This window comes from Arthrobacter globiformis NBRC 12137, assembly GCF_000238915.1.
Lineage (GTDB): Bacteria > Actinomycetota > Actinomycetes > Actinomycetales > Micrococcaceae > Arthrobacter > Arthrobacter globiformis.
Map to the genome: position 1 here is coordinate 103686 of NZ_BAEG01000051.1, position 24776 is coordinate 128461.

22 protein-coding genes are annotated in these 24776 nt (G+C 66.7%); 4 read left to right on the forward strand and 18 right to left on the reverse strand.

The genetic code is table 11. From position 1 onward, the window contains the following. Positions 1 to 3: 3 nt before the first annotated feature. Positions 4 to 3015: a bifunctional [glutamine synthetase] adenylyltransferase/[glutamine synthetase]-adenylyl-L-tyrosine phosphorylase gene (locus ARGLB_RS09780; protein WP_003801713.1), complete on the reverse strand. Its 3012-nt coding sequence runs from the start codon at positions 3013 to 3015 to the stop codon at positions 4 to 6. A gap of 9 nt (positions 3016 to 3024) precedes the next feature. Next, positions 3025 to 4365: a type I glutamate--ammonia ligase gene (gene glnA / locus ARGLB_RS09785; protein WP_003801714.1), complete on the reverse strand. Its 1341-nt coding sequence runs from the start codon at positions 4363 to 4365 to the stop codon at positions 3025 to 3027. A gap of 243 nt (positions 4366 to 4608) precedes the next feature. Here glnA and panB point away from each other — a divergent pair, with 243 nt between their 5' ends. Continuing rightward, the gene (gene panB / locus ARGLB_RS09790) at positions 4609 to 5514 is read left to right on the forward strand and encodes a 3-methyl-2-oxobutanoate hydroxymethyltransferase (protein WP_003801716.1); all 906 of its coding nucleotides are present in this window, start codon (positions 4609 to 4611) and stop codon (positions 5512 to 5514) included. A 63-nt stretch (positions 5515 to 5577) separates the two neighbouring features. Here the strand turns inward: panB and ARGLB_RS23025 are convergent, their stop codons facing one another. Next, a complete protein-coding gene (locus ARGLB_RS23025; RefSeq protein ID WP_003801719.1) occupies positions 5578 to 5742 on the reverse strand; it encodes an SPOR domain-containing protein in 165 nt (54 codons plus the stop codon). A 124-nt stretch (positions 5743 to 5866) separates the two neighbouring features. On the opposite strand from ARGLB_RS23025, the gene map reads away from it, so the two are divergent. Both map and ppgK read left to right on the forward strand, forming a co-directional pair. Next, positions 5867 to 6745, forward strand: coding sequence for a type I methionyl aminopeptidase (map, locus tag ARGLB_RS09795; protein WP_003801721.1), 879 nt, complete (start codon positions 5867 to 5869; stop codon positions 6743 to 6745). A gap of 80 nt (positions 6746 to 6825) precedes the next feature. Beyond that, a complete protein-coding gene (gene ppgK / locus ARGLB_RS09800) occupies positions 6826 to 7629 on the forward strand; it encodes a polyphosphate--glucose phosphotransferase (RefSeq protein WP_003801723.1) in 804 nt (267 codons plus the stop codon). 133 nt (positions 7630 to 7762) lie between these two features. On the opposite strand, the gene nrdR is transcribed toward ppgK, so the two are convergent. From nrdR to ARGLB_RS09815, 3 genes are all read right to left on the reverse strand, one after another. Further along, complete coding sequence (gene nrdR / locus ARGLB_RS09805) at positions 7763 to 8350, reverse strand: transcriptional regulator NrdR (RefSeq protein ID WP_083839631.1); 588 nt, start codon at positions 8348 to 8350, stop codon at positions 7763 to 7765. A 122-nt stretch (positions 8351 to 8472) separates the two neighbouring features. Further along, a complete protein-coding gene (gene hisD, locus ARGLB_RS09810; RefSeq protein ID WP_050934328.1) occupies positions 8473 to 9867 on the reverse strand; it encodes a histidinol dehydrogenase in 1395 nt (464 codons plus the stop codon). Positions 9868 to 9957: 90 nt separating this feature from the next. After that, positions 9958 to 10542 carry a hypothetical protein gene (locus ARGLB_RS09815; protein WP_003801732.1) on the reverse strand — a complete coding sequence of 195 codons (585 nt, stop codon included), beginning with the start codon at positions 10540 to 10542 and terminating at the stop codon, positions 9958 to 9960. Between the two features lie 180 nt (positions 10543 to 10722). Here ARGLB_RS09815 and ARGLB_RS09820 point away from each other — a divergent pair, with 180 nt between their 5' ends. Next, entirely contained in the window at positions 10723 to 11181 is a 459-nt protein-coding gene (locus ARGLB_RS09820; RefSeq protein ID WP_175304981.1) for a flavin reductase family protein, read from the forward strand. Here the strand turns inward: ARGLB_RS09820 and dnaE are convergent. The 12 genes from dnaE to murG form a co-directional block, all read right to left on the reverse strand. After that, the gene (gene dnaE, locus ARGLB_RS09825; protein ID WP_003801735.1) at positions 11178 to 14735 is read right to left on the reverse strand and encodes a DNA polymerase III subunit alpha; all 3558 of its coding nucleotides are present in this window, start codon (positions 14733 to 14735) and stop codon (positions 11178 to 11180) included. The genes ARGLB_RS09820 and dnaE overlap by 4 nt on opposite strands. A 52-nt stretch (positions 14736 to 14787) precedes the next feature. Beyond that, positions 14788 to 15714, reverse strand: a complete 927-nt coding sequence (locus tag ARGLB_RS09830; RefSeq protein ID WP_003801737.1) for an RluA family pseudouridine synthase — start codon at positions 15712 to 15714, stop codon at positions 14788 to 14790. Further along, positions 15707 to 16279: a signal peptidase II gene (gene lspA / locus ARGLB_RS09835; protein ID WP_003801739.1), complete on the reverse strand. Its 573-nt coding sequence runs from the start codon at positions 16277 to 16279 to the stop codon at positions 15707 to 15709. Before lspA ends, ARGLB_RS09830 begins: the two co-directional genes overlap by 8 nt. Before the next feature lie 81 nt (positions 16280 to 16360). Then, positions 16361 to 17056 carry a DivIVA domain-containing protein gene (locus tag ARGLB_RS09840; protein WP_003801740.1) on the reverse strand — a complete coding sequence of 232 codons (696 nt, stop codon included), beginning with the start codon at positions 17054 to 17056 and terminating at the stop codon, positions 16361 to 16363. 168 nt (positions 17057 to 17224) lie between these two features. Further along, positions 17225 to 17512, reverse strand: a complete 288-nt coding sequence (locus ARGLB_RS09845; protein ID WP_003801741.1) for a YggT family protein — start codon at positions 17510 to 17512, stop codon at positions 17225 to 17227. Between the two features lie 134 nt (positions 17513 to 17646). Next, positions 17647 to 18177 (reverse strand): cell division protein SepF, encoded by a 531-nt coding sequence (locus ARGLB_RS09850; protein ID WP_003801742.1) that lies wholly within the window; start codon positions 18175 to 18177, stop codon positions 17647 to 17649. Positions 18178 to 18267: 90 nt separating this feature from the next. Beyond that, positions 18268 to 19005, reverse strand: coding sequence for a YggS family pyridoxal phosphate-dependent enzyme (locus ARGLB_RS09855; RefSeq protein WP_003801743.1), 738 nt, complete (start codon positions 19003 to 19005; stop codon positions 18268 to 18270). After that, complete coding sequence (locus ARGLB_RS09860) at positions 18998 to 19771, reverse strand: purine nucleoside phosphorylase YfiH/LACC1 family protein (protein WP_003801744.1); 774 nt, start codon at positions 19769 to 19771, stop codon at positions 18998 to 19000. Before ARGLB_RS09860 ends, ARGLB_RS09855 begins: the two co-directional genes overlap by 8 nt. A 67-nt stretch (positions 19772 to 19838) precedes the next feature. Next, a complete protein-coding gene (ftsZ, locus tag ARGLB_RS09865) occupies positions 19839 to 21071 on the reverse strand; it encodes a cell division protein FtsZ (RefSeq protein ID WP_003801745.1) in 1233 nt (410 codons plus the stop codon). A gap of 189 nt (positions 21072 to 21260) precedes the next feature. Continuing rightward, on the reverse strand, positions 21261 to 22298 hold the full coding sequence (locus ARGLB_RS09870; protein WP_003801746.1) for a cell division protein FtsQ/DivIB: 1038 nt from the start codon (positions 22296 to 22298) through the stop codon (positions 21261 to 21263). Then, the gene (gene murC / locus ARGLB_RS09875; protein WP_003801748.1) at positions 22291 to 23670 is read right to left on the reverse strand and encodes a UDP-N-acetylmuramate--L-alanine ligase; all 1380 of its coding nucleotides are present in this window, start codon (positions 23668 to 23670) and stop codon (positions 22291 to 22293) included. The genes ARGLB_RS09870 and murC overlap by 8 nt, the downstream gene beginning before the upstream one ends. Further along, on the reverse strand, positions 23667 to 24767 hold the full coding sequence (gene murG / locus ARGLB_RS09880; RefSeq protein WP_003801749.1) for an undecaprenyldiphospho-muramoylpentapeptide beta-N-acetylglucosaminyltransferase: 1101 nt from the start codon (positions 24765 to 24767) through the stop codon (positions 23667 to 23669). The genes murC and murG overlap by 4 nt, the downstream gene beginning before the upstream one ends. Positions 24768 to 24776: the final 9 nt, after the last annotated feature.

Sequence of the window (24776 nt, forward strand, 5' to 3'; positions counted from 1 at the left end):
GGTTCAGTGGCCGTAGAAGACTTTCTCGAACACGGCGCGGGCCCGTCGGCTCACCCTCAGATAGTCCTCCTCGAACGCTGTGGCCATCCCTTCCTCGTAGCCGCACCATCTGGCCACGGCCTCCAGGTCGCGCCGGGACGAGGGCAGCAGGTCCGAGGCGCGGCCCGTCCAGATCACGTTCGCGGAACGGATACGGCTGGCGAGCCGCCAGGCGTCGGCCAGCAGGCGGGCGTCGTCGTCTTCCAGCAGCCCCAGCGAGGCCGCCGCGTGAAGGGCCTTCAGGGTGGACGTGGTGCGCAGTTCCGGGTGGCTTCCGGCGTGCTGGAGCTGCAGCAGCTGTACCAGCCATTCCACGTCGCTGAGGCCGCCGCGTCCCAGCTTGAGGTGCCGGGCAGGATCGGCGCCGCGGGGCAGCCGCTCGGACTCCACCCGCGCCTTGATGCGGCGGACCTCCCGGACGTCCGCGTCGGAGACGGCGTCCGGGTAGCGGATGGGATCGATCAGCTTCACGAAGTCCGCCGCAAGGCCGTCATCACCCGCGATCGGCCGGGCACGGAGCAGTGCCTGCGCCTCCCAGATGAGCGACCAGCGGCGGTAGTACTCGCCGTACGACTCCAGCGACCGCACCATCGCCCCGTTCTTGCCTTCCGGGCGAAGGTCAGCGTCCACGGCAAGAACCCGCTCGGCCATGATCGCCGGTTTGAGCGGCTGTGTCAGAAGGGTGGACAGATGGCCCACGATCTTCGCGGCCTGCTGCTGGGCTTCATCGTCCGAGGCACCGGGCAGCGCACGGTGCACGTACAGGACGTCGGCGTCGGACCCGTAGCCGATCTCCAGCCCGCCCTGCCGGCCCATGGCCACCACCAGCACCGAGGTCTTCAACGGGCCGGCAGCTGAGACAATGTTTTCCGCTACCCGCAGGGCGCCAAGGATGGCGGCACGGTCCGTCTCGGCCAGCGCCTCCCCCACCTGGTCCTGGCGGAGCAGGCCGGCGCTGTCCGCGATGGCAATCCGAAGGATTTCACGGCGCCGGATGAGCCGGATGAGGCGCATGGCGCTTTCCGGGTCCGCGTGCCGGGACATCTTGGAGGTGATCTCCTGCCACTGCGTCTCAAAGCTCAGCGGCGCCAGTTCCTTGTCCGTCCCCAGCCAGGACACCGATTCCGGCGACACCTCGAGGAGGTCGGCGATGAGGCGGGAGTTGGACAGCATGTGGCACAGCCGCTCGGCCGCCGCAGCGGAATCGCGCAGCATGCCGAGGTACCAGTGCGTGGTGCCCAGGGCCTCGCTGATCCTGCGGAAGGCGAGCAGCCCGGCGTCGGGGTCCACGCCCTCAGCCAGCCAGCCCAGGAGGATGGGCAGCAGCTGCCGCTGCAGGGCGGCACGCCGGCTGACCCCCGCTGTCAGCGCCTCGATGTGGCGAAGTGCGCCCTGCGGATCCCGGTAGCCGAGTGCCGCGAGCCGGCCCTGCGCGGCTTCCGGAGTCAGTCGCGCGTCCTCGCTGCTCAGCTTGGCGGCCGTATTCAGGAGCGGACGGTAGAAGATCCGGTCGTGGAGTTCGCGGACGGAACGTTTGGTCCGCTGCCATGCGGCAAGGAGCGCGTCGGGGTGCGGCCGGTCGGTTGAGAAGGGGCCCAGCACTGCCTTGGCCAGGGTGCGGAGGGGCTCCTCCTTGACCGGCATGAGGTGGGTGCGGCGCAGCTGGAAAAGCTGGATGCGGTGCTCGAGCAGCCGCAGGTACCGGTAGGCGTGGTCGAACGCGGCCGCGTCTGCCCGGCCGATGTAGCCGCCGGTGGACAGTGCGGCTATGGCCGACGTCGTGTCGCGCCGGCGGAGGGATTCGTCCGATTTACCGTGCACGAGCTGGAGGAGCTGGACAGTGAATTCGACGTCCCGCAGCCCGCCCCGGCCCAGCTTGATCTGCCGCTGTTCCTCGGCCGGCGGGATATGCTCTGTCACCCTGCGCCGCATGGCCTGCACGGACTCAACGAATCCGTCGCGGCTCGCCGAGGTCCACACGAGCGGCGAGACGGCCTCCTCGTAGCGCGCGCCCAGCTCGGCGTCGCCCGCAATGGTGCGCGCCTTCAGAAGCGCCTGGAACTCCCAGCTTTCCGCCCACCGGGCGTAGTAGCTCTGGTGCGAAGCCAGCGTCCGGACCAGCGGGCCGGACTTCCCCTCCGGACGGAGGTTGGCATCAACCTCCCACAGGCCGGGCTCGCGCGCCGGCGAGGAAATGGCACGCGAGATGCCGGACGCCAGCGCGGTGCCGATGGTGTTGGCCCGGGCGTCGTCCAGCTCGCCTGCCTCCACCACGTAGATGACGTCGACGTCGGAGATGTAGTTCAGTTCCCGGGCTCCGCACTTGCCCATCCCGATCACTGACAGTGCGACGTCGGCGACCTCCCCGGCGTCGAACTTTCCCGCCGCTTCGGCGCGGGAGACCGCAAGGGCGGCCTCGATGGCCGCGCCGGCCAGGTCTGCGAGTTCGGCGCCGACGGCGGGCATAAAGTCCAGCGGGTCAGCAGCGCAGAGGTCCTTGACGGCGAGGTCCACCACGCCCCGGCGGTAGGCGGTGCGGAGCGCCTCGTAGGCCTCGGGACCCGAGATGCCGGCCACCGGTCGGGCTGCGGTGGGGTCGGCCCGCACCGACCTGAGCAGCTGTGCACGCAGCTCGGCCGGGTCGGCCTGGAGCGGTTCCGGGCTGGCGGTCACACTGAAGGCGTCGAGGTGCTCCGGATGCCGGATAAGGAATTCACCCAGTGCCTCGCTGGCGCCAAGGACCCGGTAGAGCGGTTCGCTCACCTCGGTGTCCGCCGCGGCCAGCTTCCGCAGGTCCGGGTGCTTCTCAATCAGCCTGACCAGGGACTGCAGCGCGGCGTCGGGGTTCGCGGCCAGCTGCAGGCCGGCGAACAGGATGTCCTGGTCAATGCCCTCCAGCTCGGGGGCAGCGAGGAACCGTTCGCCCTTCTCGAGGTCGCTGAAGCCGGCGGTAATGAGCCGGCGGGCCAAGCTCACCGCAGCCGCCTAAAGGATGGCGAGGTTGCGCTGCAGCTCATAAGGGGTCACCTGCAGGCGGTAGTCCTGCCACTCCGCCCGCTTGTTGCGCAGGAAGTGCTCGAAGACCTGCTCGCCCAGGATCTGCGGCATCAGTTCCGAGTCCTCCATGGCCCGGATGGCGTCGTGCAGGCTGGCGGGAAGGGGGTCGTGGCCCATCGCCCGGCGCTCCGCGGAGCTCAGCGACCAGATGTCGTCCTCCGCCGCTGCGGGCAGCTCGTAGCCCTCCTCGATGCCCTTCAGCCCGGCGCCCAGGAGCACGGCGTAGGCAAGGTAGGGGTTGGCGGCTGAGTCGATTCCGCGGTATTCGATCCGGGCCGACTGTCCCTTGCCCGGCTTGTACAGCGGGACACGGACAAGGGCGGAGCGGTTGTTGTGCCCCCAGCTCAGGTAGCTGGGCGCCTCTCCCCCGCCCCAGAGGCGCTTGTAGGAGTTGACAAACTGGTTGGTGACCGCGGTGAATTCGGGGGCGTGCTTGAGAATACCGGCGATGAACTGGCGCGCCGTCTTGGAGAGCTGGAACTCGGCACCTGCCTCGAAGAAGGCGTTGGTGTCACCTTCGAAGAGCGAGAAGTGCGTGTGCATGCCCGACCCCGGGTGGGCCGTGAAGGGCTTGGGCATGAAGGTGGCGTATGTGCCCTGCTGCAGCGCCACCTCCTTGATGACCGTACGGAAGGTCATGATGTTGTCCGCAGTCTGCAGGGCGTCCGCGTAGCGCAGGTCGATTTCGTTCTGGCCCGGGCCGGCTTCGTGGTGGCTGAACTCCACGGAGATACCCACGGATTCCAGCATGGTCACGGCGGTGCGGCGGAAGTCCTGGGCCACGCCGCCGGGGACGTGGTCAAAGTAGCCGCCCTCGTCCACCGGAATGGGTGAACCGTCGGGGCCGGGCTCCTGCGACTTGAGCAGGTAGAACTCGATCTCGGGGTGCGTGTAGCACGTGAACCCCATGTCGGCGGCCTTGGCCAGGGTGCGCTTGAGGACGTTTCGCGGATCCGCTGCCGAGGGCTCGCCGTCGGGAGTCAGGATGTCGCAGAACATGCGGGACGTCTGCTCGGTCTCGCCGCGCCACGGAAGGATCTGGAAGGTGGACGGGTCCGGCTGGGCCAGCATGTCCGACTCGAAGACACGAGCAAGGCCTTCGATGGCCGAGCCGTCGAAGCCGAGGCCCTCTTCGAAGGCGCCTTCGACCTCCGCGGGTGCCAGCGCCACCGATTTGAGCGAGCCCACGACGTCGGTGAACCACAGGCGCACAAAACGTACGTCGCGCTCTTCGATCGTGCGCAGGACAAACTCTTGCTGGCGGTCCATGAAGGCCTCTTCTCCGGTCTACGTTCATGCCCCGGTCCGTCGACGACGGAGCAGCGGCAGCTCACGGATCACTTTACTAAGCATTTACGCGTGCTGCTGGCGCGGCTGCGGCGCGTAACACAGCGTTAACACTCAAACGGGGGCCGGGCAGGCCCGCCCGGGCAAACCCGCTATGACGCGAATCACCCGGCATCCCCTGGCGGCCGGTGGCTAGCACGGCGGGTCCCGGACTACGCTCTTGCCATGGCCTCAAGCAGCAGTCCCGATCCACGCACGTCCGCTGAAGTACCTGCACCTTATGGGAACGGTCCCACGGCAGCAGCAGCGCCGCCGTCGGAACCCGCCCGGAAGCCGCTCCCCCGGATCCGCACCCACCACCTGCAGCAGGCCAAGACCAGCGGCGAACACTTCGCCATGCTTACGGCGTATGACCAGTACACGGCAGAGATCTTCGACGAGGCAGGCATCGAAGTCCTCCTGGTGGGCGACTCGGCATCCAACAACGTCTTTGGCAACGAAACCAGCCTGCCCGTCACCGTCGATGAGCTGCTGCCGCTGTGCCGTGCGGTCACCCGCTCCGCGAAGCGCGCCCTGGTGGTGGCGGACCTCCCCTTCGGCAGCTACGAGGTTTCGCCGCAGCAGGCAGTGGCCACCGGCGTGCGCTTCCTCAAGGAAGGCCTGGCGCACGCAGTGAAGCTCGAGGGCGGCAAGTTCTACGCCGAAACCGTGAGGGCGATGGTTCAGGCCGGCATTCCGGTCATGGGCCACATCGGCTTCACGCCCCAGAGTGAGCATTCCCTGGGCGGCTACCGCGTGCAGGGCCGGGGCGACGACGCCGCGCGGCTTGTCGACGACGCCGCGGCGCTGGCCGAGGCTGGCGCGTTCTGCGTGCTCATGGAAATGGTTCCCGCGGAGACGGCAAAGGCCGTGGACGCTGCCATTTCGGTGCCCACCATCGGCATCGGCGCAGGCAATGCCACCACGGGGCAGGTTCTGGTCTGGCAGGACATGGCCGGGCTCCGCGGCGGCAGGATGGCCAAATTCGTCAAGCAGTACGCGGACCTCCGGACCGCCCTCAGCGACGCGGCCAAGGCCTACGGCGACGACGTCCGGTCCGGACAGTTTCCCGGACCGGAGCATTCGTTCTAAACCCGTTCATTCTAAACCGGCGCTTGCCTTCCGGAAGCGCTGCCTGGCATTGGGAGCGGAGGATCAGTCGTCGTCGCCCTTTTCCCAGGTTTCGTTGCGCGCCTTGACCTTCTCGAGTGCGTGCTCCGCCTCTTCCCGGGTCTTGTAGGGACCGATCAGCTGGGTCCAGTCCGACATCGCGTCTTCCTCCACCATGTGGGTCTTGACGTTGTACCAGTACTCGGGCATCGGTCTTCCTCGCTTTCCGGCTAACGGCACACAGCCGCTGTGATCCGCGTAACGTAACCCCCAACGGTAGCCGCCGGGCGCATTAATTTACATGGCGTTCTGTGCTGCCTTATATGATCAATCTATGCCTTCCTTAGCCTCGACCGCACCCACCGGCACGCTTACCCCGGGGACCATCAGCCCGCAGCGGCAGGTTCCCGCGTCGATTCCGCGGCCGGAGTATGTCGGCAAGCCAGGTCCGGCCAAATTCACCGGGTCAGAGGTCAAATCACCGGAAACCATCGAGAAGATCCGTGTGGCCAGCAAGATCGCCGCGCAGGCCATCGTGGAGGTGGGCAAGCACGTCCGGCCGGGCATCACCACCGACGAGTTGGACCGCATCGGCCACGAATTCCTGTTGGACCACGACGCCTACCCGTCCACGCTGGGGTACCGCGGCTTTCCCAAGTCCCTGTGCTCGTCGCTGAATGAGGTCATCTGCCACGGCATCCCGGACAGCACGGTGGTGCAGGACGGCGACATCCTCAACATTGACATCACCGCCTTCATCGGTGGGGTCCACGGCGACACCAATTACACCTTCCTGGTGGGCGACGTTGACGAGGAGTCGCGGCTGCTGGTTGAGCGGACCCAGGAGTCCCTCAACCGCGCCATCAAGGCCGTGGCCCCCGGACGCCAAATCAACGTGATCGGCCGCGCCATCGAGTCGTACGCCAGGCGCTTCGGCTACGGCGTGGTCCGCGACTTCACCGGACACGGTGTGGGCGAGGCCTTCCACACCGGGCTGATCATCCCGCATTACGATGCCGCGCCGGCGTACAACACCGTGATTGAGCCTGGCATGGTGTTCACCATCGAGCCCATGCTGACCCTCGGCGCCATCGAGTGGGACATGTGGGCCGACGACTGGACTGTGGTCACCAGGGACCGCAAGCGCACCGCGCAGTTCGAACACACGCTCCTCGTCACTGAATCCGGTGCCGAGATCCTGACCCTTCCCTGACGCCAGCCAACCGCCCGCGTCATTTCGGCAAGTCACCCTTGCCCAGCCCGAGCCCCTACCCTGCCACGAACGGAATCCCATTGGCCAAGAAGGACGAAAAGACCCGCAAGAACGCCCCGCTGATCGGCATCGACATCGGCGGAACCGGAATCAAGGGCGGCATCGTCGACCTGAAGAAGGGCAAACTGATCGGCGACCGCTTCCGCCTGGCGACCCCACAGCCGGCCACGCCGGAAGCGGTGGTCGAGGTGGTGGCCAAGGTCGTGGAGGAACTCTCGGCACGTCCCGACGCACCCGAGGCTGACAGCCCCATCGGCGTGACGTTTCCCGGCATCATCCAGCACGGCGTGGTCCACTCGGCCGCCAACGTGGACAAGAGCTGGCTCAACACGGACATTGATGCACTGCTCACGGCCCGCCTGGGCCGCCCCGTGGAGGTCATCAATGACGCCGACGCGGCCGGCCTGGCCGAAGCCCGGTACGGTGCGGGCGCCGGAATCGGCGGCACCGTCCTGGTCATCACCCTCGGCACCGGCATCGGGTCCGCGTTCATCTTCAACGGCCACCTCGTGCCCAACGCCGAACTCGGACACCTGGAGATCGACGGCTTCGACGCCGAAAGCAAGGCCTCTGCTGTGGCCCGCGAACGGGACGGCCTCAGCTGGGAGGAGTACAGCGTCCTGCTGCAGCGTTACTTCTCCCACGTCGAATTCCTGTTCTCCCCCGAGCTCTTCATCGTCGGCGGCGGCATCTCCAAGCGCGCCGACGAGTACCTGCCGCGCCTGAAGCTGCGCACCCCGATTGTCCCCGCTGAGCTGAAGAACGAGGCCGGCATCGTGGGCGCGGCCCTGGAGATCGCCGTCAAGCACGAACTGGCTAAGTAAACCCGGGCGGGCCGCGGTCAACGCGGCCCGCAGAAACGCCGAAGGCGGCAGACACGGGGTCTGCCGCCTTCGGCGTTTTGCACTGGAGCCGGTGGCGGCTGCGGCTTCCCCTCCGCTGCCGCCACCGGAGACTTTAGAGCGTACTCTTCGCGGTGTTCTTTTCTGCGGCGTTCTTCTCTGCGGTGTTCTTCTCTGCGGTGTTCTTGGGCTCGGAGCCCTTGCCGTCAGAGCCCTTGCTGTCGGTTCCGGGGGCCGCCGCCCCTTTGGCGTCGACGTCGGCCTCGTGCCGGAGCAGCGCAATGGCGGATTCGAAATCCTCGAGTGATTCAAAGGCCTGGTAGACGCTGGCGAACCGGAGGTACGCCACCTTGTCCAGCTTCTGCAGCGGTCCGAGGATGATCAGGCCAACCTCGTGGGCGTCGATTTCCGCCGCACCGGAAGCCCGGATGTTCTCCTCGACTTCCTGCGCCAGCATCGCGAGGTCGTCCTCACTGACGGGCCGGCCCTGGCAGGCCTTGCGGACGCCGTTGATGACTTTGCTGCGGCTGAAGGGTTCGCCCACGCCGGAGCGCTTGATCACGGACAGGCTGGTGGTTTCCACGGTAGTGAAGCGGCGGCCGCACTCGGGACACTGCCGGCGGCGGCGGATGGCCGAGCCGTCGTCGGCCATGCGACTGTCCACAACACGTGAATCAGGGTTGCGGCAAAACGGACAGTACACGTTTTTCCCTACCCTTCCGTACTTTGGCCGAAGCTTCCTTCGGCTCCCAGTTTACGGCTACATATGGCCGAATAACAAGCCTGTAATTACTACATGTAGTGGGCGGCTACTACATGTAGTGGTTAGCGGGCGCCTTGGAACCGGACCGTGACCGCGTCGCCGTGCGCCGGGAGGTCCTCCGCGCCGGACAGGCTGACGATGTGGCCGCTGACCTGCCCCAGCGCCGCCTCCGAGTAGTTGATCACCTGGATGGCGCGCAGGAACGTGGTCACGTTCAGCCCGGACGAAAAGGCCGCCGTGCCGCTCGTGGGAAGCACGTGGTTGGAACCGGCGCAGTAGTCGCCGAGGCTCACGGGGCTGTAGTCACCGACGAAAATGGCGCCCGCGTTCCGGATCCGCGCTGCCACCGCAGGGGCGTCCGCGGTCATGATCTCCAGGTGTTCGGCGGCGTAGGCGTCACACGCCGCGATGCCCTGGTCGAGGTCGTCCACGAGCACGACGCCGGACTGCGGGCCGGACAGTGCCTCGCGCACGCGCTGGCTGTGCTTGGTGGATGCAGCCTGCAGTTCCAGTTCCTCGCGGACGTCCGCGGCGAGCTGGACGGAATCCGTGATCAGGACAGAGGCGGCTTTCGGATCGTGTTCGGCCTGGCTGATCAGGTCCGCGGCAACGAACGCCGGGCGGGCCGTGGAGTCAGCGAGGATGGCAATCTCCGTGGTGCCGGCCTCGGAGTCGATCCCCACAACTCCCTTGACGAGGCGCTTGGCCGTGGCCACGAAGATATTGCCCGGCCCGGTCACCACGTCGACGGGTTCCAGTGCGGGAGTTCCCGCTTCGCCCGGCACACCATAGGCGAAGGCGGCGATGGCCTGGGCTCCGCCGATGGCATACACCTCGTCAATTCCCAGCAGCGCCGCAGCGGCCAGGATGGTGGGGTGCGGGAGACCGCCAAAGTCCTTCTGCGGCGGCGAGGCGAGTGCGATCGACTCCACCCCTGCGGCCAGCGCCGGAACCACGTTCATGATCACCGAGGACGGGTAGACCGCCAGGCCGCCCGGGACGTACAGGCCCACGCGTGCCACGGGCACCCACTTCTGGCTCACCACTGCGCCGTCGCCCAGGGAGATGTCGACGTCGGCCGGGCGCTGCCCGTCGGCGAACCGGCGCGCGCGGCTGATGGACTCTTGAAGCGCCGAACTAACAGCCGGGTCCAGGCCGTCCAGCGCTGACCGGAGTGCCGCCGCCGGAACGCGCGGATGCGCCTGCTCAACGCCGTCAAACGCCAGGGCGAAGTCCGACAGGGCGGCGAAGCCGCGCTGTCGGACGGCCGTGATGATGTCGCCCACCTTCTGCTCGGCGTCGGCAACTGTCTGCTGCCGAGCCCGGGGCACCGCCCCGCGGAGTTCGGCCAGGCTGAGACTGCGGCCCCGCAAGTCAACGGTGCGGAAGTCGACGGCGGGGGTGTTCGCGCGTACCTGGGAATTCGAGGGCGCCTGGGAAGTCGAGGGAACCTGGATATTCGAGGGCTCAGCGCTGTCCGGAGAAGTGGTCACCCGTACATTTTACGCGCCGCGGCCGGGCACCCTGACGTCTGTTACCGCCGCGCCCTACTGCCACGCGCGGCCGTCGCCGCTGTTACCCTCCAGCTGCTGGTTCACATTCTGGTCTACGGAGGCCCGCAGGAGGCCGATGATGCGCAGCACGAAGAAGCCGGCAGCGACAGCCGCGGGCCATAGGACAAGGACGGTCAGGGACCGCAGCGAGAAGGCCACGCTCGCGTTCGCCGACGTGTCCTGCGGACCGCCCAGCCAGAGGCCCGCCAGCACGCCGGTCTGCCATGCCAGGACAGCCGCCGCGGCACTGGCCGCGACGGACAGCAGCAGCATCCGCCGCGTCCCGCCGTCACGGCGGCCGGACAACAGCACAGCCACCAGGCAGCCTGCAAGGACAAACAGTCCTGCCAGCACCAGGTCCCGGGGCAGCCAGCCCGCGGTGTTTGTCCCGGAGGAGAGCGTCGAGTTTCCCGAAACGAGGTTTTGCCCGCCCGGGGCCAGCAGCCACCAAAGGAGCCCGGCCGGGATGCCGGCACCGATGATTCCAGCCGCCCACGCCCAGCCCTTGCCGGGCCGCCGCCGGGCGCCCTGGGCCCCGTCAGAGGGGCGGACGGGAGGGAGGGATGCAGACTGGGTCATGAAGAAACGTTAACAAATGTTGGCTGGCATTCAGCATCACGTGCCTGCGGGCCAAGTGAATGCCCCATCCGCCCGGAAGCCCCATAGTCTTGTACTAGAAACTCAATCGGCACAGATGCAGCAGGGAGATCGATTCCAGTGACCTCAGATGATGGCGCCTTCGAGGGCACGTTCAAAGAGATGTTCCGCCGGCACGCAGCGGGCGTGGCCATCATCACCGTGAACTATGACGGGGTCCCCTACGGCTTCACGGCCACCTCCGTTGCCTCGCTTTCCGCCAAACCGCCGCGCTTCACTTTCAATATGGCGCGCAGTTCCAGCTCGTGGCCGGCGGTGGCCAACACCGCGTATATCGGCGTGCACATGCTGGGACTCGAGAACCAGGAGCTGGCCGACCGGTTCGCCCGCACCAAAGAACGCTTCTCCGGCGACCACTGGGCCCACGGACCCTATGACGTCCCGGTGCTCAAGGACGTCTCCGGCTGGCTGATCGGCAAGATCCAGATGCGCCTGTCGTTCGAGAACAACGCCGTCGTGGTGGTCGAAGTGGTGGAAGGGCAGGTTGGCGAGGACGGTTCACCGCTGCTGTACCACTCCGGAACCTACGGGCAGCCCGTTCCGCTGGACTACGAAATCTAGGCGTCCAGGCAGGCCGGGCCCAGCAGCACCTTCAGGTCCCCGAACAGTGACGGGTTCGGATTCACGCGCAGGTGCACGGGCAGCGCCATGACCTCGATCCGGCTGTCGCCTTGCAGGTTCACCCGGACCTCGGAGTTGCCGCGGTGGTTGCGCAGCACGTCCCCCAGTTCCGTGACCACGGCCTCGGTGGCCTTGTGCGTGGGCATGGTGATCACCAGCGGTCCGTTGGTGCCCTGGCTGAGGTCCGGGACGGAGAGCTCCATGCAGTTCAGGGTCACGGCACCGTCGTCGCGCCGCTGCAGCCGGCCCTTGACCACCACGATCAGGTCCTCGGCGAGAACCGAGGCAATCGGCCCGTAGACCTGTCCGAAGAACATGACCTCCATGGAACCGCCGAGGTCCTCGATCTCCGCCCGGGCATAGGCGTTGCCGCTGGCCTTGGCGATCCGGCGGCTCAGTGAGGTGATCATGCCCGCGATGGTGACGATGGCGCCGTCGTGCGGCCCGTCCTCCGCGATGATCGAGGTGATGGACTGGTCGGCGTGCTGGCTGAGGACACCTTCCAGGCCCTGCAGCGGGTGGTCTGAGACGTACAGGCCCAGCATGTCCCGCTCGAATGCGAGCTTGTCCTTCTTCTCCCATTCCGGCAGGTCAGGGATCTCGATGCTGAGCGACGACTCGGACTCGGCCTCATCGAAGCCGGCAAAGAGATCGAACTGGCCGATGGCCTCGTTGCGCTTGAGGGTAATGACGGAGTCGATGGCTTCTTCGTGGACCATCGCCAGCGCGCGGCGGTGGTGGCCCAGCGAGTCAAAGGCTCCGGCCTTGATCAGCGATTCGATGGTGCGCTTGTTGCACACCACGGCAGGGACCTTCATGAGGTAGTCCTTGAACGAACTGTAGGCGCCTTCTTTTTCGCGCGCGGCCACCATGGCCTCCACCACGTTGACGCCGACGTTGCGGATGGCGCCCATGCCGAAGCGGATGTCCTCCCCCACCGGGGTGAAGTTCAGCGCGGACTCGTTGACGTCCGGCGGCAGCACCGTGATGCCCATGCGACGGCATTCGTTGAGGTAGATCGCGGACTTGTCCTTGTCGTCGCCGACCGAGGTCAGCAGCGCGGCCATGTACTCGGGTGCGTAGTGCGCCTTCAGGTACGCCGTCCAGTACGAGATCACGCCGTACGCGGCCGAGTGGGCCTTGTTGAAGGCGTAGTCGGAGAAGGGCAGCAGGATGTCCCACAGGGTCTTGACGGCCTCCATGGAGTAGCCGTTGTCCTGCATGCCCTGCGAGAAGCCGGCAAACTGCTTATCCAGCTCGGACTTCTTCTTCTTACCCATGGCGCGGCGCAGGATGTCTGCCTGGCCCAGGGAATAGCCGGCGAGCTTCTGCGCCACGGCCATAACCTGCTCCTGGTACACGATGAGGCCGAATGTGCCGCCGAGGATCTCCTTGAGGGGTTCCTCGAGTTCCGGGTGGATGGGGATGACTTCCTGGATCCCGTTCTTGCGCAGCGCGTAGTCGGTGTGCGCGTTGGCGCCCATGGGCCCCGGGCGGTACAGCGCCAGTACGGCGGAGATGTCTTCGAAGTTGTCAGGCTTCATGAGTTTGAGCAGGGACCGCATGGGGCCGCCGTCGAGCTGGAAAACGCCCAGCGTGTCACCGCGGGCCAGCAACTCGTAGGATGCCGCGTCGTCCAGCTCCAGCGTTTCGAGGTCCAGGTCGACGCCGCGGTTCATCTTGATGTTTTCCAGCGCATCGGAAATGATCGTCAGGTTTCGCAGCCCGAGGAAGTCCATCTTGATCAGGCCGAGGCCTTCGGACGTCGGATAGTCGAACTGGGTGATGACCTGGCCGTCCTGGAAGCGGCGCATGATCGGAATGACGTCGATGATGGGGTCCGAGGACATGATCACGCCGGCCGCGTGCACGCCCCACTGCCGCTTCAGGCCCTCAATGCCCAGTGCGGTCTCGAACACCTTGGCAGCCTCGGGGTCCGTGCTGATCAGCTGCCGGAAGTCCCCCGCCTCGCTGTAGCGCTTGGCGTCCTTGTTCTGAATGTCGGCAAGCGGAATATCCTTCGCCATCACGGCCGGCGGCAGTGCCTTGGTCAGCTGTTCACCCATGCTGAAGGGGTAGCCGAGCACGCGCGAGGAGTCCTTCAGCGCCTGCTTGGTCTTGATGGTGCCATACGTGACGATCATGGCCACGCGCTCGTCGCCGTATTTGCGGGTCACATAGTCGATGACCTCCGGGCGGCGCCGGTCATCGAAGTCGACGTCGAAGTCAGGCATGGAGACACGGTCGGGGTTCAGGAACCGCTCGAAGATCAGGCCGTGGTGCAGCGGATCAAGGTCGGTGATGCGCATGGCGTAGGCCACCATGGAGCCTGCACCCGAGCCACGTCCCGGGCCCACCCGGATGCCGTTGTTCTTGGCCCAGTTGATGAAGTCGGCCACCACCAGGAAGTAGCCCGGGAAGCCCATCGAGGTGATGACTTCCAGCTCGTAATCAGCCTGCTTGCGGACCTTGTCCGGGATGCCCTGGGGGTAGCGGTAATGAAGCCCCTTGTCGACCTCCTTGACCAGCCAGGACGTTTCGTCCTCGCCCTCGGGGCACGGGAACCGGGGCATATAGTTGGCCCCGGTGTTGAAGGACACCTCGCACCGCTCGGCGATCAGGAGGGTGTTGTCGCACGCCTCGGGGTGGTCGCGGAACAGCTCGCGCATTTCCCGCGGCGACTTCAGGTAGTAGCCGCTGCCGGAGAACGCGAACCGGGAGCCGCCGTTGTCGTACGTGGGTTCGAGCAGGGTGGAGCCGGACTGGATGGCCAGCAGGGCCTCGTGCGCCTTGGCGTCATGCTCGTGGGTGTAGTGGAGGTCGTTGGTGGCAACGAGCGGGAGGTTCAGCTCCTTGGCCAGCCGCAGGAGGTCACCGGTGACCCGGCGTTCAATGTCCAGCCCATGGTCCATGAGTTCGCAGAAGTAGTTCTCCGCACCGAAGATGTCCCGGAACTCCGCAGCGGCTTCCAGCGCTTCGCGGTACTGGCCGAGCCGCAGCCGGGTCTGGACCTCGCCCGAGGGGCAGCCGGTAGTGGCGATAAGCCCTTCGGAGTAGGTGTTCAGCAGCTCCCGGTCCAGCCGGGGCCACTTGCCGAAGACTGAGTCCAGGGAGGCGATCGAGGAGGCACGGAACAGGTTCCGCATGCCCACGTTGTTGTAGCTCAGCAGGGTCATGTGGGTGTAGGAGCCACCGCCGGAGACGTCGTCCTTGCGCTGGCTCTCGTCGCCCCAGCGGACGCGGGACTTGTCGCCGCGCGCGGTCCCGGGAGTCACATAGGCTTCCACGCCAATGATGGGCTTGATGCCCTTGTCGGTGGCCTTCCGCCAGAAGTCGAAGGCACCGAAGAGGTAGCCGTGGTCGGTGGTCGCCAGGGCGGGCATCCCCAGCCGCTCCGTTTCATCGAACAGTTCCCCGAGCCTGGCGGCGCCGTCCAGCATCGAGTACTCGGTGTGGGTGTGGAGATGTACGAACGAGTCATTGCTGGAAGTCACCGGACCATTCTAGTGCCGACCCCCTGACAATTAATGCCGGCGTGCCGCAGGCTCAGGCCTTGCCGGTGCCCAGGACTTCCAGGGCGTAGGCCAGGTCCTCTGGGTATGCGCTGGTCACGGTGACGCGTTCCCCGGTGCGCGGGTGGTCAAAGCCCAGTTCACGGGCGTGCAGCCACTGCCGGGTGAGCCCGAGGGTCGCGGCGAGCCGCGGGTCGGCCCCGTAGGTGAGGTCTCCTGCACAGGGATGGCGGAGCGCGGCGAAATGGACCCTGATCTGGTGGGTCCGGCCGGTCTCCAGGTGCACCTCCACCAGGGTGGCCTTGCCGAACGCCTCGAGGACCTCGTAGTGCGTCACGGATGGCCGGCCGTCCTCGATGACGGCGAAGCGCCAGTCGTGGCCGGGATGCCGGCCGATCGGGGCGTCGATGGTGCCCTGCAGCGGGTCCGGCAGGCCCTGGACCACCGCGTGGTAGACCTTGTCCACGGTGCGTTCCTTGAATGCCCGTTTGAGGGCGGTGTAGGCGGGTTCCGTCTTGGCCACCACCATGACCCCGGAGGTTCCGACGTCGAGGCGGTGGACGATGCCGGCGCGCTCGGCGGAGCCGGAGGTGGAGATGCGGTAGCCGGCCCCGGCGAGTCCGCCGACGACGGTGGGCCCTACCCATCCCGGGGACGGGTGTGCCGCGACCCCCACCGGCTTGTCGACCACCACAAAGTCGTCGTCATCCAGCAGGATCTTCAGGCCTTCCACAACTTCCTCCACGACTTCAAGGGGGTCCCGGCGCTCAGGGACCGTCACGTGCAGCACGGCGCCGGACGCGAGTTTGGCGGACTTGCCCACCGGTTTGCCGCCGCTGACGACGTTGCCTTCGGCTATCAGCGTTGCGGCGGACGAACGGGACATGCCCATCAGCTTGGCCAGGCCGGCGTCCACACGTGTCCCGTCCAGCTCCTCGGGCACCACCACCCGCTCAGACATCGCCGGTCCCGTTCCGCTTTTCGACGCTGTGGTGCGATCCGTCAAGGGCAATCCCCCGCAGGGTCAGCAGGCAGATGATGACCACGGATGACACGACGGCGGAGTCGGCGATGTTGAAGATCGCAAAGTTGGGCAGCTGGATGAAGTCCACAACGTGCCCCATTCCGAACGACGGGTCCCGGAACAGCCGGTCTGTCAGGTTCCCCAGGGCACCGCCGAACAGCAGCCCCAGCGCCAGCGCCCACCACGCGGAACCGAGCTTACGCAGCTGGAACAGGATGGCGGCGGCAACCACCACCATGATGATCGTGAACACCCAGGTCACTTTCTCCCCAATGGAGAACGCCGCGCCGGAGTTCCGGATGTAGTACCAGTGCAGCAGCGGGGGCAGCACGGGAATCCGTTCGCCCTCCACCATGGTGCTGGTGACCCACAGTTTGGTGAGCTGGTCGAAGACGTAGGCGAAAACTGCCAGTCCGGCGAACACGGACAGCAGGACGGCGCGCCGTGGCCGCGGTGATGATGAAGCTGGGTGCGCTGCGTCAGCGGCAAGGTCGTCTGTCATGGTGCTTTCATTCGGGAACCGTCGTTAATGGCAAAAGCCGGTGGCCGAGGAATCCTCAGCCACCGGCCTTCAGAATACGTGCTAAACGGCGGCGCTGCTGCTTTCGCCGACCTCAGGGGCGGCAACGGAACCACGGGCGTCCAGGTCCCGCAGCTGGCCCTCGATGTAGGCCTTCAGGCGTGAGCGGTAGTCGCGTTCGAAGCCGCGCAGCTGCTCCACCTTGCGCTCGAGGACGGAACGCTGCTGCTCCAGGGCGCCCAGGATCTTGCGCGACTTCTCCTGTGCGTCGTTGACGAGGCTGCTGGCTTCGATCTGTGCTTCTGCGATGATCTTGTCGCGCTGCTGCTGACCCTCGGACACGTGGCGGTCGTGCATCTGCTGTGCCATGGCCAGCAGGCCGGCAGCGGACTCGGAGACATTGCTGCTGGTGACGGCGGGTGCCGCGGCTGCAACCGGTGCGGCCTGCTCGGCTTCCTTCTTCTTGGCAGCTTCGGCGGCCTTGGCCTCAGCTTCGGCCTTCGCACGCGTTTCGTCCTTCTCGGACTTGGACGGCGCGGGAACCTTCTCGACGACAGGGGCGACAGCGGAGGTGGCAGCCGGCGATCCGGAGCCGCCTTCGGCCAGCTTCTTGCGAAGTTCTTCGTTCTCCTGGTTCAGGCGCCGCAGTTCAACGACGATCTCGTCCAGGAAGTCGTCAACTTCGTCCTGGTCATAGCCTTCGCGGAACTTGGTCGGCTGAAAGCGCTTGTTGACAACGTCTTCTGGCGTCAAAGCCATCTGGTCACCTCGTTGGTCTAGTTCGTCAGGAGGCCTTCCGGCCGTCAAAACTACGGTACCTAAATATGGTCTGGTTCCTCTAATTCAACACCGTGGCGTCAAACAAAAGGTTTTCTGCGCCCGGGGATCCGTGCGGATCGGCCTCGGCGCGGGCAAGCTGATATGAAGTTATGCAAATGACTTGGTGATCGCCATGGCAATGCTCAGGCCGATGAACAGCACCAGAAACCCAAGGTCCAGCGAGACGCCGCCCAGCCGCAGCGGCGGTATGAGGCGCCGAAGAACCTTCAGCGGCGGATCGGTCACCGAGTAGACCGCATGAGCCGCCACCAATGCTACCCCCCGGGGACGCCACTCCCGGGCGAACATCTGAACCCAGTCATACACGAGGCGGACAATCAACGCGACAAAAATGAACAGCAGAACGATGTAGACGAGCCCGAATAGTATTCCCATGAGCTAACCCATTGTCTCCATGTTCGTCGCGGACACTTCCATGCCCTGGGATTCCTGCCAGATTGTGCTGCTCCCCTATTTCAGCACGGATGCCAGGCAGGTGCGCACCTGCCTGGCATCCGGAGAGCCGTTTATTAGCTTTGGTTGAAGAAGCTGGCGGTCGACTCGCTGGCTTTCTTGTCATCTCCGATGACTTCGACATACGACGGCGACAGCAGGAAAACCTTGTTCGTCACGCGCTCGATGCTTCCGCGCAGACCGAAGACGAGGCCGGCGGAAAAGTCGACAAGGCGCTTCGCGTCCGCCTCCCCCATGTCCGTCACGTTCATGATGACGGGGATACCGTCACGGAAGCTTTCGCCAATGAGCTTGGCGTCGTTGTAGGAGCGAGGGTGGATCGTGGTGATCTGCCGCAGTCCGGTGGTCTCTTCGCGGCTCGATGCCGCACGCTTGATGGGTGTCACGGGTGCGCGGTATTCCTCTTCGGCAGCTGGTGGCGCTTCACGGGTGACCTCTCGGAGCGGCGCCGGCGCGCGGCGCTCTTCACGGTCATGCTCCATTGAGTTGTCCTCATCCTTTTGCTGGGTGGAAAGCTCAGACTCGTAGTGTTCATCGCCGTCGGCGAGCCCAAGATAGATCATTGTCTTGCGCAGAGCGCCAGCCATGGTCGACTCCTAATCGTGTCCGTAAGCGGGCCGCCCAAAGGTCAAGACAGCATTGGAAATCCCCGCCATTCACTTCCAATACGACAGACGCTACCGCACGGCCGGGCGCGAACCGAGAATATCTGAGCCAATTCGGAGGTGTGTCGCACCGAATCGGACAGCAGCCTCCAGATCCTGGCTCATGCCGGCGGAAATCCCCGTGGCGCCGGGGAAATCCCGCTGCAGACCGGTTGAAATCCCCAGCAGTTTCTCAAATGCCCGGTCAGGATCCGCCCCCAGCGGCGCCACCGCCATGACACCCGCCAGACGAAGGCCGTCCGCGGCCTCGAGCTGCTCCGCAAGCTGCGGCACCTCCTCGGGCGCTGCCCCGCCGCGGTGTGCACCGGCGTCTTCTTCCAGGCTCACCTGGATGAAACAGTCCAGGTCCGCCCGGCCGGTCAGCTCCTGCTGGCCGGCCATGGCCCGTTCCAGGGCCGCCACGAGCTGGGAGCGGTCCACCGAATGCACGGCTGACGCGTACCGGACCACGGTCTTGGACTTCTTGCTCTGAAGCTGGCCCACGAAGTGCCAGGTGAGGTCAAGGGCCTCGAGTTCCCCGGCTTTGGCGGAGGCCTCCTGGTCCCGGTTCTCGCCGAAATCCTTGACGCCAAGCGCTGCCAGCCGGCGGACGTCGTCGGCCGGATGGAACTTGCTGACCACTATCAGGCGCGGCGGGTTTTCACCGCGGCCGGCAGCCGCGGCGGCGCGGCCGATGCGCTGCCGGACGGCGTCGAGGCGCCCCCGCAGCTGTTCCGTCCGGGCGTCCCCGGATGCCGGACTGTCAGTCATGGGTCCACACCAGTCCGGCGAATCTGCCTGACCGGGAGTCACGGCGGTAGGAAAACAAGGATTCGTTTTCAAGCGTGCAGGGCCCCCGGTACTCGATGGGAATGCCGAGGGCGTCGAGCTGGCTGGCGGCACCGCCGGGCAGGTCGAGCGCCGGCGTTCCCCATGTTGTGGTTGACCATGTGGCCGGAAGGAGGGCGGCGACCTCGTCGCGGAGTTCGGCGGGTACCTCGTAGCAGTTGCCGCAGACGGACGGGCCCAGCCAGGCACGGATATCCTCGGCACCGGAGGCGCGCATCTGTTCCACCGCAGCCGGAATGACCCCGGAGAACAGTCCGGGGCGCCCTGCATGCACGGCAGCCAGCACGGGACCGGAAGCCCCGGCGCCCACCAGGACCAGCGGGATGCAGTCCGCCACCATCACCGCGAGTGGCCCGCCGAGGGACACCAGCGCATCCGCTGTCGGCGCCTGCGGAACATCTGCACCGGATTCAGCAACTGTGCCGGATTCAGCAACTGCTCCCGATTCAGCAACTGTGCCGGGTTCAGCAACTGCTCCGGACTCAACGACAAGGGACACTTCGTTGCCGTGAACCTGGTTCATGTACTGGAACGCGCGGGGGGCGACCCCGGCGGCGTGCTCCAGCTGGGCCCTGCGGCGAAGCACCGCGGCAGCATCGTCGCCCACGTGCAGGGCAAGGTTGCCGGCATTCGTGTCGGTGAACGCCACGGACACGCCAGGCTGCACTTCAGCACGCCACAAAAACAATCGGAACTCCGGCTATCAGGTGAGGAAAACGGGACAGCAGCCGGGCGGATATCCGCCCGGCGACCTCCTACTTCAGGAAATCGGGAACGTCCAGGTCGTCAGACCGGCTGCCGGTGAGGTCGGGCTCAACTACAGACGGAAGGTCGACGTCGAACCCCGAGTCAGCGGGGACCGCTGACGGGCGCTGCTGCCCCCAGTTGCTGAGGCCTGCGGCACCCACACCGGCGTGTACGGGCTGGACGTGGACCTGCTGGCTGCCCGCGGACGGCTGGCTCTGCGGGGCGGCCGCCGGCACGGCGGGCCGCTGCGGGGCAGCCTGCGGCTGCGACTGGTCCATGGACGGCGAGGTGGCCTTGACGTCGTCGAAGCCTGCCGCGATGACGGTGACACGGGCTTCGTCGCCCAGGGCGTCGTCGATGACCGCGCCGAAGATGATGTTGGCTTCGGGGTGGGCAACTTCCTGCACCAGGCGCGCAGCCTCGTTGATCTCGAACAGGCCGAGGTCGGAGCCGCCCTGGATGGACAGCAGGACACCGTGGGCGCCGTCGATGCTGGCTTCCAGCAGCGGGGAGGCGATGGCCAGCTCGGCTGCCTTGACCGCGCGGTCTTCGCCGCGGGCGGAGCCGATGCCCATAAGGGCCGAGCCCGCGCCCTGCATGACAGATTTCACGTCGGCGAAGTCAAGGTTGATCAGGCCCGGCGTGGTGATGAGGTCCGTGATGCCCTGGACACCGGACAGCAGGACCTGGTCAGCGGAGCGGAAAGCGTCCAGGACGGAGACGTTGCGGTCGCTGATGGACAGCAGGCGGTCGTTGGGGATCACGATCAGTGTGTCCACCTCGTCGCGGAGGGCGTCGATGCCCGTCTCGGCGGAGCCTGCGCGGCGGCGGCCCTCGAAGGTGAACGGACGGGTGACCACACCGATGGTCAGGGCGCCAAGGGAGCGCGCAATGCGGGCAACAACCGGCGCGCCGCCGGTTCCGGTGCCACCGCCTTCACCTGCGGTCACGAAGACCATGTCGGCACCGCGGAGGACTTCCTCGATTTCGTCGGCGTGGTCCTCGGCAGCCTGCTTGCCGACCTCCGGGTTGGCCCCGGCGCCCAGCCCGCGCGTCAGTTCCCGTCCGACGTCGAGCTTAACGTCGGCATCACTCATCAGCAGAGCCTGGGCGTCGGTGTTAATGGCTATGAATTCGACACCGCGGAGACCCACCTCGATCATGCGGTTGACTGCGTTCACGCCACCGCCGCCGATGCCGACGACCTTGATGACGGCCAAGTAATTCTGCGGAGCTGCCACGTTACGTGTCCCTTGTTAGTGTCCTATTGCGAAAACTGATGGAGTCGAGCTTGAAGAGCTGAACCTTAACCTTCCAGTTGAAGGTTATAGTTATGTCAAGTAACTCACGTCTGTGACGCTATTTCCTATGCTGGCTACATTCAATAACCGCCACCGCGTGTCGTCCTAATCCCCGAGAAATACAGCGGTTCACCGCGTCACCGGATGCCGCGGCACGCTCACGTCATAGGTGTTGACCGGGTTCGCAGGATCCGCCGGTACCTTGAGCAGCGCCTCGAGTACCCGTGCCTTGAGCTCCTTCTCCCCCGCATTGCCCCAGATGACGGTCTGGCCGTCCAGCAGCTTCAGCTCCACCGCGTCCACGGATTTGGCGGAGGCGTTGGAGAGCTTGGCCAGCACATTGGCCGGAAGCGCGCCGAGGACCTCGGCCGTGGCCTGGAACAGGTCCTTGCCGATCGTGCCGGCGCCGCCGTCGATCACCGGCAGCTTCACGGAGGTGGGGTCCGCCGTGGTGCTGAGCCGCACGCCGTCGACGTCCACGAGCATGTACTCGTTGCCGCGCTTCACGAGGGCAACGGGGACGCGTTCCTGGACCTGAACCACGAGCACCGACGGCGGGTGGGCCTGAGTGGTGACGGATTTGATCTGGACGAGCGGCTTGAGCAGCGAGGTGACCTCGTCGTCGCTGACCTGCGGCAACGGCGTGCCCAGAAGCGGCTTGAGCGCCGCCTGCACCTGGGCCGGCCTGAGGAGCTTGGTGCCTGTGACGCTCACGCTGTGGACCGCCAGCACCGGGGAATAGACGGCAGCGATGATGAGACCCGCCACGAGGGCAGCCGTGACACACACCGCCACGATGAGGTTGCGCCTGATGCGCCGGCCCCGCGGTTCGGGAAACGCCAGCACATTGTCCGGCCCTGGCTTGTCCGGACTTGTGGTCTCCGGCTTCTGCGTTCCGGGCTTCCAGGCTTTTCCCTTCGGCGTGCCGGCCTTTGGCGTGCTGCGTTTCGGAGCGCTGGCCTTTGGCGTGCTGCGTTTCGGAGCGCTGGCCTGCGCCTTTTCCTGCGCGGTAACTTCCGGGACGCCCTTGGAGGCGGTGATCACGGCCGGTTTGCCGCCGTCGGGCGCGCCGGCGCTTGTGTCCCGCCCGGCAGCACCGTCCCGGGCAGCACCATCCCGGCTGGCGGGCTTGGCCGGCCTGTAGGTGGGGCGCCGGGTGCTAGCCACCGAGGGTCTCCACGATGAGCGGCCCGTAAGCGGTGACGTCCCCGGCGCCGGCAGTGAGGATGATGTCCCCCGGCTGCGCGGCCGCGGCCAGGGCGGCGACGGCTTCATCCCCGGCTCCGACCAGGCTGCCGCCAGAACCGAGGTGCTCGGTGATGAGGGCGCTGGTGACGCCCGGGATGGGATCCTCGCGGGCCGGGTAGATGTCGAGCACCAAGGCAGTGTCAGCGGCCTTGAGCGCGTCGGCGAACTCGGAGGCAAACTCCCGGGTGCGGGAGAACAGGTGCGGCTGGAAGAGGACGTGCACCCTGTGGTCGCCGGCCACGGACCTAGCCGCCGCCAGGGCGGCCCGCACTTCCGTGGGGTGGTGCGCGTAGTCGTCGTAGACCCGCACGCCCCGGCCTTCCCCCTTGTACTCGAACCGCCGGGACGCGCCGGAGAAGCCCGCCAGGGCGGAGGCGGCGGCCTGGGCGTCCACGCCGAGCTCGAGTGCCACCGCCATGGCGGCGGCAGCGTTCAGCGCATTGTGCCGTCCGGGGACCTGCAGTGCCAGCGGGAACCGGCCACCCGCCGTCGTGATGGCCACCCTGCCTGGGCCGCCGTCGTCGAGCCGCAGGTCGGCGGCATCGGAGGTGCCGTACAGGACAACACGGGTATTGCCCCGCTCACGGGTGCGCAGCGCCAGCGCGTGTGCGCCGGCGTCGTCCGCACAGGCCACCAGCACGCCGTCGGCGGGCAGCAGCTCCGTGAACCGGTCGAAGGATTCGTAAACGGCTTCGGCGGTTCCGTAGTGATCGAGGTGGTCCGGTTCCACGTTGGTGACGACGGCGATCTGCGGCCGGTAGTTCAGGAACGAACCGTCGGACTCATCCGCCTCGGCGACAAACACCTTGGAGCTGCCGTTCGCCGCGTTGACGCCAAGCGCCGGGACATTGGCCCCGATCGCGAACGACGGGTCCACGCCGGCGCCCTGCAGCAGCACGGTGATCATGGAGGTGGTGGTGGACTTCCCGTGGGTACCGGCCACGGTCACCACGAGGTCGTCGGCCATGGTGGCGGCCAGGGCTTCGGAGCGGTGCAGCACGGGCAGCCCGGCGGCCCGCGCGGCCTCGAGTTCGGGGTTGTCGGCGCGGATGGCCGAGCCTGCCACGACGGTCTGGGCGTCGCCGAGGTTCGCGGCGTCGTAACCCACGCAGATCCGGGCGCCGGCCCCGGCGAGCTCCGTCATGACCGGCAGGTCCTTCGCATCCGTTCCGCTGACGGGAACCCCGCGCGCCACCATGATCCTGGCGACGGCGGACATGCCCACGCCCCCGATCCCAATAAAGTGCACGCGGCCGAGTGCTTCCTGGCTGGGTGCTGCGTTGGTGGTCATTTGGATACCGCTTCCAGTACTAGGTCGGCCATGAGCTGGTCGGCATTTCGGATGCCGAGGTTTTCCGCGTTAGCCGCCATCGCATCGAGGCGGGGGCGGTCAGTCAGCAGCGGGATGAGATTGGTGCGGACCCATTCGGGGGTGAAGTCCCTGTCCGCCACCAGGAGGGCGCCGCCAGCATCCACAAGTCCGCGGGCGTTCAGCGCCTGCTCGCCGTTGCCGATCGGCAGCGGCACGAAGACCGCGGGAACGCCTACCGCGGCGACCTCGCTCACCGTGGCCGCGCCGGCACGGGCCAGCAGCAGGTCAGCCGCGGCGTAAACAGTCTCCATGCCGTCCACGTACTCAAGCTGCCGGTAACCGTCGGCGCTCAGCGCATTGCCGTCCGGGTCAGCCACGGACTTGCCGCGGCCGGTGATGTGGATGGTCTGGACGCCGGCCCGGGACAGCGCCTCGAGGGACGCCGCCACTGTGCGGTTGATGCTTTGCGCCCCCGAGGAGCCTCCGGTGACGATGAGCACCGGCTTCCCGGGCTGCAGGTCCAGGCTGCGCAGGGCGCCGTTCCGCGCCGTTGCCCTGACCATCGCCGAAACTTCGCGGCGCATGGGCATGCCCACATGGCGGGCGTGGGGCAGCGGTGTGCCGGCGAAGGCCACGGCCACGTGCCGGCTCAGCCGTGCTCCGACCCGGTTGGCCAGGCCCGGGCGGGTGTTGGCTTCGTGGATAACGATGGGGATCTTCCGCCGCCAGGCTGCCAGGTACATGGGCGTGCAGACGTAGCCGCCCACGCCCACGAGGACGTTCGCGCCGGCGTCGTCGAGGATGCGCCCTGCCTGCTGCACGGCGCCGGCAAGCCGTCCCGGAAGGCGGAGCAGGTCTGCGGAGGGCTTCCGCGGGAACGGGACGCGGTCGATGGTGGCCAGTTCGAGCCCGGCGGCCGGGACCAGCCTGGTTTCCATACCGGCGGCCGTTCCGACGGCGAGCAAGCGGGCATCGGGGCGGGCATCGCGGATGGCGGCAGCGATGGCCAGCAGCGGGTTGATATGGCCTGCTGTACCGCCGCCGGCGAGGACCACGGACAATGACTCGGTTTTCATCAGGTGCTG

What these genes read in the sequence shown, in the direction of transcription:
- glnA (WP_003801714.1), bottom strand. Translation starts at nt 4,365, where the DNA reads ATGGACCGCCAGCAAGAGTTTGTCCTGCGCACGATCGAAGAGCGCGAC.
- panB (WP_003801716.1), top strand. Translation starts at nt 4,609, where the DNA reads ATGGCCTCAAGCAGCAGTCCCGATCCACGCACGTCCGCTGAAGTACCT.
- ARGLB_RS23025 (WP_003801719.1), bottom strand. Translation starts at nt 5,742, where the DNA reads ATGCCCGAGTACTGGTACAACGTCAAGACCCACATGGTGGAGGAAGAC.
- map (WP_003801721.1), top strand. Translation starts at nt 5,867, where the DNA reads ATGCCTTCCTTAGCCTCGACCGCACCCACCGGCACGCTTACCCCGGGG.
- ARGLB_RS09815 (WP_003801732.1), bottom strand. Translation starts at nt 10,542, where the DNA reads ATGACCCAGTCTGCATCCCTCCCTCCCGTCCGCCCCTCTGACGGGGCC.
- ARGLB_RS09820 (WP_175304981.1), top strand. Translation starts at nt 10,723, where the DNA reads ATGTTCCGCCGGCACGCAGCGGGCGTGGCCATCATCACCGTGAACTAT.
- ARGLB_RS09830 (WP_003801737.1), bottom strand. Translation starts at nt 15,714, where the DNA reads ATGTCTGAGCGGGTGGTGGTGCCCGAGGAGCTGGACGGGACACGTGTG.
- lspA (WP_003801739.1), bottom strand. Translation starts at nt 16,279, where the DNA reads ATGACAGACGACCTTGCCGCTGACGCAGCGCACCCAGCTTCATCATCA.
- ARGLB_RS09840 (WP_003801740.1), bottom strand. Translation starts at nt 17,056, where the DNA reads ATGGCTTTGACGCCAGAAGACGTTGTCAACAAGCGCTTTCAGCCGACC.
- ARGLB_RS09845 (WP_003801741.1), bottom strand. Translation starts at nt 17,512, where the DNA reads ATGGGAATACTATTCGGGCTCGTCTACATCGTTCTGCTGTTCATTTTT.
- ARGLB_RS09850 (WP_003801742.1), bottom strand. Translation starts at nt 18,177, where the DNA reads ATGGCTGGCGCTCTGCGCAAGACAATGATCTATCTTGGGCTCGCCGAC.
- ARGLB_RS09855 (WP_003801743.1), bottom strand. Translation starts at nt 19,005, where the DNA reads ATGACTGACAGTCCGGCATCCGGGGACGCCCGGACGGAACAGCTGCGG.
- murC (WP_003801748.1), bottom strand. Translation starts at nt 23,670, where the DNA reads ATGACCACCAACGCAGCACCCAGCCAGGAAGCACTCGGCCGCGTGCAC.
- murG (WP_003801749.1), bottom strand. Translation starts at nt 24,767, where the DNA reads ATGAAAACCGAGTCATTGTCCGTGGTCCTCGCCGGCGGCGGTACAGCA.